Raw genomic sequence first — 13,659 nt, forward strand, 5'->3', positions numbered from 1 at the left:
GACGGCCGGCCCCGGCACGCCGACGGGCGCGTGGGTGGGCGCCGGGGTGGGCGGCGCGGCGGTGCTGCTCGTCCTGCTGCTCCCGCTGCTGTACCGGGCGCGGGTCAGGGCGCGCAGGCTCGGCAGCGGCGTCCATCTCGGGCGCGGCACGGCCGCGCCGGCCCAGGCCGCGTGGCGCGAGCTGATCGACACCGCGTGGGATCTCGGCATCCCACCGGACGAGGCGCAGACGCCGCGGCGGGCGGCGGAGCGGATCGTGCGGCTCGGCGAGCTGGACGAGGAGGGGGCCGCCGCGGTGCACCGGCTGGCCGGAGCGGTGGAGCGCGCCCTGTACGCGCCGGGCCCGGCGGAGCCGTCCGCGGGCCTGGTGCAGGACGTGCGCCGCGCACGGGCGGCCCTGCGGGCCTCGGCGCGACGCGGCGCACGGCTGCGCGCACTGCTGGCGCCGCGCTCGTCCGTCCGCGCGGTATGGGCACTGTCGGCCCGCTGGGAGACACTGACGACCCGCCTCACCCCCGACCGCCTGGTCCCCGCCTCTTGGCGCCGCCACTGAGCCCGCGCGGCGCGGGCCTCACCGCCAGTGCGGGACCACCGTCCCGGCCGAGGGCACACACGGCGTGGGCCGGTACGGACAAGACCGCCGTCCCGGCCGGGCAGGCGGCGCGGCTGGCGCGCACGGGGGCACCGCCCCGTCCGGGGCGTCCGGAACCACCGCCATGGCCGGGGCATGGGCGTCACCGCCAGTGCGGACGGGCACCCCGTCCCGGCCGGGGGCACGTGCGGCGCGGCCGGGGTGGGCGGGAGCGCTCGGTGTCCGGGGCGGCACTCGTGTGCCCTGGGGCGGCGCGGCCGACGCCGGAAGGGGCCGCTCACGGGCGCCGGTCCGGGTCTGTGGCGACCTGGGGCGGGGGTCGCGGGGCGTGCGGCTCCGGCGGCGCGCCGGCCTGCGGCCCATGGGGCGAGCGGCAGGTCCGGCCGGCGGTGCCCGTCCGTTGGCGGCGGACGCCGGCCCGGCGCGGTGGCGGTCACGGGCGCTCGGTCGTTGAGCCGGGGCCCAGAGGGCGGCTCCGCCGCCGGCCGCGCCGCGGACGGCACGCGCACGCGCACGCGCGTACGCACGGCGAAGGGGCGGGCGCTCGATGCGTCCGCCCCTCGTCGGTGCGTGCGGTCAGTGACCCGCGCTCACTGGCCCTGTTCGTCTCGGCGCCGCTGCCAGCGCTCCTCGATCCTGTCCATCACCGACCGGTGCTGCCGCTGCCTGCGGCCCCCGCCCATGACATGGCCGGGCGCCGCGACCTGCTGCTCGCCCCGCTTGGGCGCCTTGCGCCAGCCTGTGACGGCCAGTACGGCGCAGCCGAGCATGACCAGGAACCCGACCACGCTGATCCAGATCTGCTGTGCGACCATTCCTGACATCAGGAGCGCGATACCCACCAAGAAGCCAACGACCGCCTGGTAGACCCGTCGCCGGGTGTGTGTACGCAGCCCGCTTCCCTCGAGCGCTGTCGCGAACTTGGGATCTTCGGCGTACAGCGCTCGCTCCATCTGCTCGAGCATTCGCTGCTCGTGCTCCGAGAGCGGCACGGAGTCCTCCTAGTCGTCGGCCGCGGGGGCGGCCGGTATGCGGCTCCTCCAGGATAAGCGGCGAATCGCCCCCGAGAAACCCGCCCTCAACGCCAATTCGCCTGCCGGACCGCCATGCGGGCTCGGCTGCTGAGGCGTTGATTCCCCAACACGTGATCCCTCATGCCGAATCGTGTACCCCGATCATACGGTGCCAAGCCCGCGCGCGGGCGGGCTTGTGTCGTACTCCATGCGGTGCCCCGAGGGGCACGGCAGCACCGATCAGGACTGATCAGCCGCGCTTGACCGCGAGCACGTGCAGCTGCGTGGCGACGGCCTTGAACGCGGGCAGGGAGGCCGCCGCCTCCTCCAGCGCGAGGAGCGCTTCGAGAGCGCCGGGCTCGTTGTCCACGAGGCCGCCCGGCACGAGGTCGGCGAAGACGCGCACGCCGTGCACCGACTCGACCGCGAGGCCGGCCTGGCCGGCGAGGCCGGTGAGCTGCTCCACGGTGAAGCGCCGCGGCACCGGGTCGCCGGCCCCCCAGCGTCCGTCCGGGTCGGCCAGCGCCTGCCGGGCCTCCTCGAAGTGCCCGGCGAGGGCGCGGGCCAGCACGGCGCCACCGGCCCCGGCGGTGAGCAGGCTCAGCGCGCCCCCGGGGCGCAGCGCCTCGACCGCCTTGCTGAGCCCGCCGGCCGGGTCGTCGACGTACTCCAGGACGCCGTGGCACAGGACGGCGTCGTAGCCGCCGCGCTCGGCGACGTCGAACAGGCCGCCGACGTCGCCCTGGACGCCGCGTACGCGCTCCGCCACCCCCGCCTCCGCCGCCCTGCGCTCCAGCGCGAACAGCGCGTTCGGGCTCGGGTCGACGACGGTGACGCGGTGGCCGAGGCGCGCGACGGGGACCGCGAAGTTGCCCGTGCCGCCGCCGGTGTCCAGTACGTCGAGCGAGGCCGTCCCCGCGGCCTGCGCCCTGCGGGCGAAGGCGCCGTCCAGGACCTCCCAGACCACACCGGTGCGCAGGGGTCCGCGGCGGGACGACGGCGACTCGGCGCCGACGGCAGGGGAAGGGTCCGACACGGCAGTTGACTCCTCGGCGCGGTGCCGCTTCCTGCGGCGTTGCGTGGACGGTGCGTGCCGCCCACCCTATTGCCTCCCGCCGCGACACCCGCGCTCCGCCGTGACGCGGCCCATCAGCCGGAGGCGGCTGACCCCTCGCGGCGGGGCAGGGGCAGTGTCGGCTCCCGTATGAGCAGCCGCTCCACGAGGCGCAGGAACCTCTCGACGTCCCGCAGCAGGTCGTCCGCGTCGCGTGTGCCGGCCGCGCCCCTTATCCCGGCCTCCGCACGGGCCCGGCGCTGCGCGCCCGAGGCGAACAGGGCGCTCCACTCAGCGAGCTCCGGGGCGATCTCCGGCAGGACCTCCCAGGCGCTGCGTATGCGGCGGCGGCGCTGCGGCGTGGTCTCGGGCCGGCCGCGGGCGGCGAGCACGGCGGCCGCCGTACGCAGCGCGGCGAGGTGTGCGGTGGCGTAGCGCTCGTTGGGCGTTTCGAGCGTGCCCGCCTCCTCGATCCCCGCCCGCGCCTGGGACAGGAGGTCCAGTGCCGCGGGCGGTGCCCCCGCCTGCCGCAGCACCGGGTGCACGTCGGTGGGCGGACCGCTCGGCGAGGGGGCGGGGCCGCGTGCCGGTCGCCGGCGCGCGGCGTCCGCGAAGGAGCCGGCCATGACGAACCTCCTGTCGCGTGTGACGGCACGGTTGCCATCTGTGTCCCATGGTGAGGGCCACCACTGACAATCGGCTCCGACCAGGCCTTTCGTGCCTGCGGACACGCGTCGGGCGCCGGGCCGCTCATCCGCGGTCCGGCGCCCGAAGCGCCTCGTCCCCCGTCCCCCGTCCCCCGTCCCTCCCGTGGCCCGGTGTGGTCGACACCGGCCCGCGGGCCCCCGTTGCTCCCCTCCCGGTTCACGGGCCGCCGTGTCCCCCGTCGGCCCGCTCCCCTTCCTTCCTTCCGTTCCCCACCCCGTCCCCCGGTCCGTGAGGCGGGAGGGCCGGGCCCGGCGCCTTGCGGGCCGCCGTGCCCTGTGCCGTGCACCCCCGTGCCCCCGTGCCGGTCCGGGCCACCGCACCGTTCCGCCGCCCCGTGCCGGCGGTGCCGATGCGGCGCCCCTTCCGTGGTCCCCACTCTTCCGTGCCGCCGGAAGATCCCCATCCGCCGCTCTACTCATCTCTGGGCCTGAGTACGGGTACTCAGGCGGCCGGGCCGGGCTGTCGGACGAGGCGCCGGTGGCGGCCGTTAGAGTCACCGGCATGGCACGGATTGCGGTGATCGGCGCCGGGATGGGCGCGATGGCGGCGGCCGCGAGGCTGGCCGTGGCGGGCCACCGGGTGGCGGTGTACGAGCGCGGGGCGACGTACGGCGGCGCGGTGGGCAGGTACGAGCGGGACGGCTTCGTCTTCGACACGGGCCCCGGCCTGCTGCACGTGCCGGCCGTCTACCGCGACCTGTTCGTCAAGACGGGCAAGGAGCCGCTGGAGAGCCGCGTCGACCTGCACCAGCCGCCGCACGACGCGCGTCATGTCTTCGCCGGCGGCGCGGACGTCCTGCTGCCGAACGCGTCGCGCGGCGGTGTGGTCGCCGCGCTCGACGCGGCGTTCGGCGACGGCGCGGGCGGACGCTGGGCGGACTTCCTCGGCAGGGCGGGCGACACCTGGGCGCGCGCCCGCCGCCCGCTGCTCGAGGAACCGCTGACCGAGGACACGCGGCCGCTCGCCCGCGACCCGTACCCGGCGCTGCGGCGGCGGAGGCTGCTGGGAGGCGCACGGCAGGCGTCGACGCTCGCGGAGATCGGCGCATGGGAGCTGCGCGTGCCGGGCCTCGCCGCGCTGCTCGACTCGTACGCGCGGGGCTACGGGCTCGACGCGCGCGTGGCGCCCGCGAGCGCGGCGGTACTGCCGTACCTGGAGCAGACGTTCGGCACCTGGTACGTGCGGGGCGGTGTGCGCGAGCTGGCGCGGGCGCTGTACGAGCGCTGCGTCGCGCGCAGGGTGGAGTTCGCCTTCGGCGCGGAGGTGGTGGCGGTCGCCGAGAAGGACGGCGCGGTGGCCGGCGTGGAGCTGGCCGACGGGTCGTCGGCCGACGCCGACCACGTCGTCTCGGGCATCGGTCCCCGGCCGCCGGCCGGCCTGGCGCCGTGGGGCGGCGGGAATCAGGGCGCGCCGGGTGGGCGGCCGGCGCAACGCGACGTGGTACCCGGCCGGTTCACGGTGCTGCTGGCGCTGCGCGGTGCGCGGCCGGCGGGCACGGCGCACCGGACGGTCGTGCACACGCCCTCGTCGGCCGAGGAGGCGGCCGCGGTGTTCGACGCGGGCGCCCGGCCCACTGAGCGGCCCACCGTGACGGTCCTGCGGCCCGACGACGCGTCGACGCGGCCGGACGGTGACCACGAGGCGGTGACGCTCACCGCGACGGTCGCGCCGCACGGCCGGGTCGACTGGGCTGACGGTGCGCTGCGGGAGCGGTACGCGGACGTCCTGGTGCGCGCGGCGGACGCCGCGGTGCCGGGCCTCGCGGACCGGGTGATGTGGCGTGAGGTGCGCACGCCCGCGCACACCGAGGCGGAGACGGGGGCGCCGGGCGGCGGCGTGCCCGCGCCGTCCCTGGCGGGCGCGGGCGGCCGGCTGCTGCACCCGGCCAACTCCACGCCCCTGCGCGGCCTGTACGCCGCCGGCGGCTGGTCGCACCCGGGGGGCGGGCTGCCGCACGCGGGCATGTCGGGGGCCCTGGTGGCGGGGCTGATCGTCGAGGGCCCCGCGTTCCGGGGCTCGCAGTGAGCGCGTTGCTCGCTGCCGCCTGACCGGCCGCGCGGACGCCTCAGTACGAGGGGTAGTTGCCGCCCGCGTCGGATTCCGGCTGATGGTCGAGGTCCGCGTGCGGCTGCGCGTAGCCGTGGTCCTGGCCGTAGCCGTCCTGTCCGGGCTGCTGGCCCTGGGCGCCCTCCCGCTGCTGCGGGACCCAGACGCCGCCGGGCGGGGTGTCGGTGGCGTACGGGTCCTGGTACTGCTGCGGGTAGCCGTAGCCGCCGTAGGTCCCGTACGAACCGTCGGAGCCGTAGGTCCCGTACGAGCCGTACGACCCATCGGCCCCGTCGGCCCCGTCGGCCCCGTACGACGAGCTGAAGGAGGCGCCGTAGGCAGCGTACGAGGCGTCATAGCCCGCGTATTGATCCTGCTGTTGCTGGTCCGTGCCGTAGCCGGCGGCCTGGTCGCCGTAGCCGGCGTCGGCGTAACCGGCGTAGCCGTACTGCTGTTCCTGTGCCGCCGGCGCCTCCGCGTAGCCGTCATAACCGGCGTACGTGCCGAACGCCTCCTGACTCAGGGGCTGTTCGTACCCCCCGTACGGGTCGTAGCCCGCCGCGGCGCCGAGGCCGCCCGCGCCGCTCGACGTCTCGTCGTAGACGCCGTACTGCTGGCCCGTGTCGTCCGGCAGCGGCTGCGGCGAGTAGACCGTCTCGTCCGTCGCGGCGATTCCCGCGGCGATTCCCGTGGCGTCCCCGGCCTGTTCCGGCTCCGGCCCCTCTCCCGGCCCCATCGGCCCGGCCGCCACCATCGTCTGTTCCTGCGGTGACTCCTGCGCCACGCCCGGGCCTTCGGCGGCCTGCCGGGGCGGCTCGTCGCTCGCCGCGCCCGCCGCTGTCCTGCGGCGGCGGCTCGTACTCGGGCGCCCGCCGATCGCCCAGCCCGTCGAGAAGCCCTTGCGGAACGAGAGTGTCACGTACGACTGGCCGACGCCGAAGGCGACAGCGCCCACCACGATCACCGCGATCGACGGGATCGCCACGCCCGCGACGACCGCCACGAACCCCACGAACGCCAGCACGCGCCACCGCAGCCGCGCCTTGTACTGGAGCAGGACCTCGCCGAGCAGCCACAGCGCGACAAAGCCGAACGCGATGTAGAGGACCGTCCAGCCCATGTACGCCCCTCTCGTACGGCAGCCGCTCCCGAGGGGTGGCGGCACCGGTCAGGATTGCCTGTGCAGTCCGAGATTCTCGTAGATCTCAAGTGTCGCAGTGGAGTTGTTGAGCGTGATGAAGTGCAGTCCTGGAACTCCCTCGGCGAGGAGCCGTGCACAGAACTCCGTCGCGAACTCGATGCCAATGGAGCGTACAGCGACCGGATCGTCCTTGGCCGCGAGGATGCGCTCTTTCAGCCCGTCGGGGACCGACGCGGTGCTGAGGCTGGGCAGCCGCTCCAACTGCCGCACGCTGGTGACGGGCATGATCTCCGGGATGATGGGCGTCTCGCAGCCCGCCGCCGCGACCCGGTCACGCAGTTCGAGGTAGCCCTCGGGGCGGAAGAACATCTGTGTGATCGCGTAGTCGGCACCGGCACGGCACTTGTCGACGAAGTGCCGGATGTCGCTGTCCCAGTCGGGCGAGCGCGGGTGCATCTCGGGGAAGGCGGCCACGCCGACGCAGAAGTCGCCCGAGTCCTTGATCAGCCTGACCAGGTCCGCCGCGTACTCGACCCCCTCGGGGTGCCTGACCCACTCCCCCATGGGGTCGCCGGGCGGATCGCCGCGTACGGCGAGGATGTTGCGGATGCCGACCGCCGCGTACTGGCCGATCATGTTGCGCAGTTCGGCGAGCGACTGGTCCACCGCCGTCAGGTGCGCGACCGGCGTCAGGGTGGTGTCGGCGGCGATCTGCTCGGTGGCCCTGACGGTGCCGGAGCGGGTGGAGCCCCCGGCGCCGTACGTGACGGAGACGAAGCTCGGCGCGACCGCCTCGACCCTGCGCAGCGCGTTCCACAGGTTGCGCTCGCCCTTCGGGGTCCTGGGCGCCCAGAACTCGAACGAATAGCTGGTCTCGCCGGCGGCGAGCACGTCGCGCACGGTGCGTGTCTGCGGGGTCCAGGTCGAGGAGGTACCGAGGGCCATACGAGCAGGTTATCGATTGGCGGCGGGCGGCGTCACACCGTCCGTCATACGGTCTCGGCGCGGTCGCGGACGCGAGCGGCGAGCGCCGCGGTCGCGGCGGCGGGGTCGTCGGCCTCCGTGATGGCCCGTACGACGACGATGCGCCTTGCGCCCGCGTCGAGCACGAGGTCGAGGTTGCCCGCGTCGATGCCGCCGATGGCGAACCACGGGCGGTCGATGCCGCGCGCGGCGGTGTGGGCGGCCGTGTGGCGCACGAGGCCGAGGCCGGGCGCGTGCCTGCCGGGCTTGGTGGGCGTGGGCCAGCAGGGCCCTGTGCAGAAGTAGTCGACGCCGGGCTGCACGGCGGCCGCCTCCGCCTCGGCCTCCGCGTGCGTGGAGCGGCCGATCAGCGGGGCGTCGCCGATGAGGGCGCGGGCCGCGGGCACCGGCAGGTCGCCCTGGCCGAGGTGGAGGACGTCGGCGCCGGCGGCGTGCGCCACGTCGGCCCGGTCGTTGACCGCGAGCAGCTTCCCGTGCCTGCGGCAGGCGTCGGCGAAGACCTGGAGGTGGTCGAGTTCCTCGGCCGCCTCCAGGGTCTTGTCGCGCAGCTGCACGATGTCGACTCCCGACGCGAGTACCGCGTCGAGGAACGCGGAGAGGTCGCCCTGGCGCTTGCGCGCGTCCGTGCACAGGTAGATCCGGGCGCCGGCGAGCGCCGCGCGAGCCGTGGACATCGGGTGTTCCCCCCACTTGTGCCGCCCGCGCTCCTGCGCGCGGGCGGTCGTGCGTCGGTCTTCCCGCCGCCGGCCGTCGGCCGGCGGCGGGTCGTGGTGTGTTGTTCGTCCGCCGTCAGACGGCGAGCGCCTGAGCCCGGCGCTTCACCTCCGTGCCGCGGTTCTCGCTGAGCGCCTGGGCGGGGGTGCCCGGCAGGGTCGGGTCGGCGGTGAACAGCCACTCCAGCATCTCCTCGTCGGAGAAGCCGTCGTCCTTCAGGAGCGTCAGCGTGCCGGCGAGTCCCTTGACGACCCTGTCTCCGTCGATGAAGGCGGCGGGCACCTGGAGTGCGCGGTTCTCGCCGCGGCGCACCGCGATCAGCTGGCCCTCCTTGACCAGTTGCCGCACGCGCGTCACCTCGACGTCCAGCTTCTCCGCGATGTCCGGGAGGTACAGCCACTCGGGGACGAGAGCATCGATCTTCACGTCAATCTCGGTCACGAGGACAAGACTGCCATCCCGGACCGGCGGGCGGTAGCGGTGGCGGTCCGTGCGGGGCACGCGCGCCGCCCGGAGGGCGCTCACGGCGCGGGCTCGACCACGGATTTCTTGAGGGAGACGGCCGGGTCGGCGGCCAGGCCCGCGTCGAGCCGCGCGCCCGATTCGATGAGCTTGCGGCCCTGGGCCAGGTCGCGCGGCCGGCCGACGGCCAGCAGCGCGACGAGCACGCCGTCGCGCAGCCACACCGCCGACCAGGCGGGCGCGGCCTTCTCGCCCCGCTCGATCAGCGTGTCGGCGCCGGTGTGGTGGCCCGCGTACTGCACGAAGCGGCCGAACTGCTCGGACCAGAAGTACGGCACCGGGTCGTACGGGTCCATCGACGCGCCGGTGATGCGGGCGGCGACGGTCCTCGGGCCCTGGAGCGCGTTGTCCCAGTGGTGGACGAGCAGCCGCTCGCCGTAGCGCGCGGACGGGAAGGAGGCGCAGTCGCCGACCGCGTACACGTCGGGGACCGAGGTGCGCAGCCAGGCGTCGGCCAGGACCGCGCCGTCGGGTCCGAGCTCCACGCCGGATCCCGCGAGCCAGCCCGTCGCCGGGCGCGCGCCGATGCCGACGAGCACCGCGCCCGCGTCGAGCCGCCTGCCGCCTTCGAGCACGACCGCGCCCTCTTCGACGCGCTCCACGCGCGCGCCCGTCATGAGGGTGGCGCCGCTCTCCTCGTACCACCCGGCCATGGGGGCGGTGACCTCGGCGGGCAGCGCGCCCGCCAGCGGGCGGTCCGCGGCCTCCACGACGGTGACGGCGCAGCCCGCCGCGCGCGCGGCGGTCGCGAACTCGGCGCCGATCCAGCCGGCGCCGACCACGACGACCTCGTGCTGCCGCTCCAGGACCGGCCGCAGCCGTTCGACGTCGTCGAGCGTGCGCAGCACGTGGACGCCCGGCACGCCCCGGGTGCCGGGCAGCGTCACGGGCTCGGCGCCGCTGGCGATGACGAGCGCGTCGTAGGGGACGGGCCCCTGGTCGGTGTCCACCTCGCGCGCGTCCGTGCGCAGGCCGGTCGCCTCGCGGCCGAGCATCAGCTCCACGCCGAGGGCGGCGAAGTCGATGTCGAAGGCGGAGCCCTCCGCCTGGCCGAGCAGCACCGCCTTGGACAGCGGCGGCCTGTCGTACGGGGGGTGCGGCTCGGCGCCGACGACGGTGACCGGCCCCTCGTGGCCGCTCTCGCGCAGTGCCACGGCGCTCTGCACGCCCGCCATGCCCGCGCCGACGATGACGACTCTCCGCTCCTCGCTCACGCGATCACCTTAATTCCCTTTGGATCGCTCCGGTGGATCGCTCCGGACGCCCGCGTCTTAACGCGGGAGGAGGCAGGGACTACGCTGGCCGTGGAACCTCGCGGGAGCCCGGGCGCACCGGACTGAGAGGGAGGCTGAGCGGCCTCCGACCGTACGAACCTGATCCGGGTCATGCCGGCGAAGGGAGGGGCTGACGACCGTGCAGCCTTCCGAACCACCCACATCCACATCAATGTCCTCCGCGTCATCATCATCATCGTCGACGCGCGCGTACGACGTGCTGGTGATCGGCGGCGGCATCATCGGCCTGGTCACGGCCTGGCGTGCGGCGCAGCGCGGGCTGCGCACCGCGGTCGTCGACCCGGAACCGGGCGGCGGGGCCGCGCGGGTCGCCGCCGGAATGCTGGCCGCCGTCACCGAACTGCACTACGGCGAGGAGACCCTGCTCGGGCTGAATCTCGCGTCGGCGCGCCGCTACCCGGAGTTCGTCGCGGAGCTGGAGGCGGCGAGCGGCCTGGACACCGGGTACCGGACGTGCGGCACGCTCGCCGTGGCGCTCGACAGCGACGACCGCGCGCACCTGCGGGAGCTGCACGCGTTCCAGGAGAAGTGCGGCCTGGCGTCCGAGTGGCTCGGCGGCCGTGACTGCCGCCGCCTCGAACCGATGCTCGCGCCCGGCGTGCGGGGTGGCCTGCGGGTCGACGGCGACCACCAGATAGACCCGCGCCGCATGGCCGCCGCGCTGCTCGCGGCGTGCGAGCGTGCCGGTGTCGCCCTGCACCGCATGTGGGCCGAGCGGCTCTCGGTGCGCGGCGGCCGGGCCGTGGGCGTGGTGGCGGCGGACGGGACGGCGCTCGCGGCGGACCAGCTGGTGCTGGCGGGCGGCAGCATGAGCGGCCGGCTCGCGGGCGTGCCCGACGAGGTGCTGCCGCCGGTCAGGCCGGTCAAGGGCCAGGTGCTGCGGCTGACGGTGCCGCGCAGGTACGCGCCGTTCCTGTCCAGGACGGTGCGGGCCGTGGTGCGCGGCGGGCACGTCTACCTGGTGCCGCGCGAGAACGGCGAGCTGGTGGTGGGCGCGACGAGCGAGGAGCTCGGCTGGGACACCACGGTGACGGCGGGTGGCGTGTACGAGCTGCTGCGCGACGCCCACGAGCTGGTGCCCGGCATCACGGAGTTGCCGCTGACGGAGACGCGCGCGGGGCTGCGGCCCGGCTCCCCCGACAACGCGCCGCTGCTGGGTCCCACGCCGCTGCCGGGTCTGCACCTGGCCACCGGCCACTTCCGCAACGGCGTGCTGCTGACGCCCGTGACGGGGGACGCCATGGCGGCGCTGCTGACGACGGGCGAACTCCCGGAGGTGGCACGGCCCTTCACACCGTCCCGGTTCGCGGGAGCCGGGGTTGGGGCCGGGGCCGGGGACGCGCGAGAGGAGCAGCACGCATGAGGCGCGACGGCACGAACGGTGCGAACGGTGCGACGGACGGCAGAGGTGGTGGCACGGTGCGGGTTTCGGTGAACGGCAGGCCGCGCGAGGTGGCCGCGGCGACGACGCTCGACGCGCTGGTCGCGACGGTGACGACGGCGCCGTCCGGGGTCGCGGCGGCGGTCAACGAGACGGTGGTGCCGCGCGGCGGCTGGCCGGGCACGGCACTCGAAGAGGGCGACCGCGTCGAGGTCCTCACCGCCGTGCAGGGAGGCTGATAGGGATGGCGGACGACGAACTGACCATCGCGGGGACGGCCTTCGCCTCCCGGCTGATCATGGGCACGGGTGGCGCGCCCAGCCTCGACGTGCTGGAGCGCTCGCTCGTGGCGTCGGGCACGGAGCTGACGACGGTGGCGATGCGCCGCCTCGACCCGAGCGTGCAGGGCTCCGTGCTTTCGGTGCTCGACCGGCTCGGCGTCCGGCCGCTGCCGAACACGGCGGGCTGCTTCACCGCGGGAGAGGCCGTGCTGACGGCGCGGCTCGCGCGTGAGGCGCTGGGCACGGACTGGGTGAAGCTGGAGGTCGTGGCGGACGAGCGGACACTGCTGCCCGACCCGGTCGAGCTGCTGGACGCCGCGGAGACGCTCGTCGACGACGGGTTCACGGTGCTGCCGTACACCAACGACGACCCGGTGCTCGCGCGGAAGCTGGAGGACGTCGGCTGCGCGGCGGTCATGCCGCTCGGCTCGCCGATCGGCTCGGGCCTGGGCATCCGCAACCCGCACAACTTCAGCCTGATCGTCGAGCGCGCGGGCGTCCCGGTGATCCTGGACGCGGGCGCGGGCACGGCGTCCGACGCGGCGTTCGCGATGGAGCTGGGCTGCGCCGCGGTGATGCTGGCGTCGGCGGTGACGCGGGCGCAGGAGCCCGTGCTCATGGCGGAGGCGATGCGCCGCGCGGTGGAGGCCGGCAGGCTGGCCCGCCTCGCGGGCCGCATCCCGCGCCGCCACCACGCGCAGGCGTCGTCACCGGAGAGCGGCCTGGCGGCGCTGGACCCGGAACGCCCGGCGTTCTGAGGCGCGAGCGCGCCGGCCGCAGGGCATCGCGGCTCCGGGGCAGCGCCTGTCCGACGGGCGCCCGCCACGGCGGCGTCCGGGCCCGGGGCCCCGCCCCTGCGGTGGTGGCCCGCGAACGCGCGCTCGTGGCTGCCCGGGCACCCGGCGGGCCGCCAGGGGTACGGAACGGCGGCGACACAGGTCGCCACGGCCCCGGTCGACGGGCGCCCGCGTCAGGCCACCCTCCGCGCCACCACCTCCCCCGCGCAGCACCTGCCGGAAGGTAATCCACCACGGCGGCATCCAGGCCCCGGGGCGCCGCCCCCGCAGTGGCGGCCCGCGCACGGGCGCTCGTGGCCGTTCGGACGCCCGGCGTCCCCACCGGCGCACCGCGCCTGTGGGTGCACGATCCCCGGGCCGCGAGAGGCGGGTCGCCACGGGGCGGGAGGTCCCGCGCCCGCGGGCCTGGCGCCGCCGGTGCGCGGAAGGGGACGAGCACGCGGTCGTCCGGGCGCACAGGGCGCGACGCCGGCCGCCCTCGCCGGAGGCGTCACCGCGGTGCGGTGACGGGCGCGTCACAGGTGCGTCGCGGACATCGGGCGGAACCGTCGGTGTCCGTGGCGGAAAGTAGACTCGGCGCGTGGACATGACCCTGGGCGACCCGATCGTCGGGCAGGTGGTGGACGGCCGGTACCGCGTGGACGCGCGCATCGCGGTGGGCGGGATGGCCACGGTCTACCGGGCCGTGGACACCCGCCTCGACCGCGTGGTCGCGCTCAAGGTGATGCACCCCGCGCTCGCCACCGACGCCGCCTTCGTCGAGCGGTTCATCCGCGAGGCGAAGTCCGTGGCCAGGCTCGCGCACCCCAACGTGGTCGCCGTCTTCGACCAGGGCGCCGACGGCGCGTACGTGTACCTGGCGATGGAGTACATCGCCGGCTGCACGCTGCGCGACGTCGTGCGCGAGCGCGGCGCGCTGCCGCCGCGTGCGGCGCTCGACATCGCGGAGCCGGTACTTGCCGCGCTCGGCGCGGCCCACCGCGCCGGGTTCGTCCACCGCGACATGAAGCCGGAGAACGTGCTCATAGGGGACGACGGCCGCGTGAAGGTCGCCGACTTCGGCCTCGTCAGGACCGTGGGCGACGTCACGAACACGACCGGGGCCGTCCTCGGCACGGTGTCGTACCTGGC

14 protein-coding genes and 1 riboswitch are annotated in these 13,659 nt (G+C 75.6%); of the genes, 6 read left to right on the forward strand and 8 right to left on the reverse strand.

Annotated elements, in window-relative coordinates:
* Positions 1 to 553, forward strand: a 553-nt coding sequence (locus tag JFN87_RS27010; protein ID WP_209344055.1) for a DUF4129 domain-containing protein, incomplete at its 5' end; no start/stop codon positions are given.
* Between the two features lie 629 nt (positions 554 to 1,182).
* Here the strand turns inward: JFN87_RS27010 and JFN87_RS27015 are convergent.
* The 3 genes from JFN87_RS27015 to JFN87_RS27025 all read right to left on the reverse strand — a co-directional run bounded on the left by JFN87_RS27015 (position 1,183) and on the right by JFN87_RS27025 (position 3,285).
* Entirely contained in the window at positions 1,183 to 1,584 is a 402-nt protein-coding gene (locus tag JFN87_RS27015; RefSeq protein WP_030909406.1) for an SCO2097 family morphological protein, read from the reverse strand.
* Positions 1,585 to 1,855: 271 nt separating this feature from the next.
* Positions 1,856 to 2,572 (reverse strand): methyltransferase, encoded by a 717-nt coding sequence (locus JFN87_RS27020; RefSeq protein ID WP_209344072.1) that lies wholly within the window; start codon positions 2,570 to 2,572, stop codon positions 1,856 to 1,858.
* 182 nt (positions 2,573 to 2,754) lie between these two features.
* Positions 2,755 to 3,285: an SAV_6107 family HEPN domain-containing protein gene (locus tag JFN87_RS27025; RefSeq protein WP_209344057.1), complete on the reverse strand. Its 531-nt coding sequence runs from the start codon at positions 3,283 to 3,285 to the stop codon at positions 2,755 to 2,757.
* Positions 3,286 to 3,868: 583 nt separating this feature from the next.
* Here JFN87_RS27025 and JFN87_RS27030 point away from each other — a divergent pair.
* Positions 3,869 to 5,392 (forward strand): phytoene desaturase family protein, encoded by a 1,524-nt coding sequence (locus JFN87_RS27030; protein ID WP_209344059.1) that lies wholly within the window; start codon positions 3,869 to 3,871, stop codon positions 5,390 to 5,392.
* 40 nt (positions 5,393 to 5,432) lie between these two features.
* Here the strand turns inward: JFN87_RS27030 and JFN87_RS34195 are convergent, their stop codons facing one another.
* The 5 genes from JFN87_RS34195 to JFN87_RS27055 form a co-directional block, all read right to left on the reverse strand.
* Positions 5,433 to 6,533 carry a hypothetical protein gene (locus JFN87_RS34195; RefSeq protein WP_282961669.1) on the reverse strand — a complete coding sequence of 367 codons (1,101 nt, stop codon included), beginning with the start codon at positions 6,531 to 6,533 and terminating at the stop codon, positions 5,433 to 5,435.
* 48 nt (positions 6,534 to 6,581) lie between these two features.
* Positions 6,582 to 7,499, reverse strand: coding sequence for a methylenetetrahydrofolate reductase [NAD(P)H] (metF, locus tag JFN87_RS27040; protein ID WP_209344061.1), 918 nt, complete (start codon positions 7,497 to 7,499; stop codon positions 6,582 to 6,584).
* Between the two features lie 44 nt (positions 7,500 to 7,543).
* Entirely contained in the window at positions 7,544 to 8,212 is a 669-nt protein-coding gene (thiE, locus tag JFN87_RS27045) for a thiamine phosphate synthase (protein ID WP_209344063.1), read from the reverse strand.
* 115 nt (positions 8,213 to 8,327) lie between these two features.
* Complete coding sequence (locus tag JFN87_RS27050) at positions 8,328 to 8,693, reverse strand: Rv2175c family DNA-binding protein (protein WP_030909427.1); 366 nt, start codon at positions 8,691 to 8,693, stop codon at positions 8,328 to 8,330.
* A gap of 80 nt (positions 8,694 to 8,773) precedes the next feature.
* Positions 8,774 to 9,949, reverse strand: coding sequence for an NAD(P)/FAD-dependent oxidoreductase (locus tag JFN87_RS27055; RefSeq protein ID WP_209344074.1), 1,176 nt, complete (start codon positions 9,947 to 9,949; stop codon positions 8,774 to 8,776).
* A 129-nt stretch (positions 9,950 to 10,078) separates the two neighbouring features.
* A riboswitch (TPP riboswitch) is annotated at positions 10,079 to 10,191 on the forward strand.
* A gap of 29 nt (positions 10,192 to 10,220) precedes the next feature.
* Between JFN87_RS27055 and thiO the strand changes: the two genes are divergently transcribed.
* From thiO to JFN87_RS27075, 4 genes are all read left to right on the forward strand, one after another.
* Positions 10,221 to 11,432: a glycine oxidase ThiO gene (gene thiO / locus JFN87_RS27060; RefSeq protein ID WP_209344065.1), complete on the forward strand. Its 1,212-nt coding sequence runs from the start codon at positions 10,221 to 10,223 to the stop codon at positions 11,430 to 11,432.
* On the forward strand, positions 11,429 to 11,689 hold the full coding sequence (gene thiS / locus JFN87_RS27065) for a sulfur carrier protein ThiS (RefSeq protein ID WP_209344066.1): 261 nt from the start codon (positions 11,429 to 11,431) through the stop codon (positions 11,687 to 11,689). Before thiO ends, thiS begins: the two co-directional genes overlap by 4 nt.
* A 5-nt stretch (positions 11,690 to 11,694) precedes the next feature.
* Complete coding sequence (locus tag JFN87_RS27070) at positions 11,695 to 12,489, forward strand: thiazole synthase (RefSeq protein ID WP_209344068.1); 795 nt, start codon at positions 11,695 to 11,697, stop codon at positions 12,487 to 12,489.
* A 619-nt stretch (positions 12,490 to 13,108) separates the two neighbouring features.
* Positions 13,109 to 13,659, forward strand: a 551-nt coding sequence (locus JFN87_RS27075; RefSeq protein ID WP_209344070.1) for a protein kinase domain-containing protein, incomplete at its 3' end; no start/stop codon positions are given.

Origin of the sequence: Streptomyces montanisoli, assembly GCF_017813245.1 — a bacterium.
GTDB classification, from domain to species: domain Bacteria; phylum Actinomycetota; class Actinomycetes; order Streptomycetales; family Streptomycetaceae; genus Streptomyces; species Streptomyces montanisoli.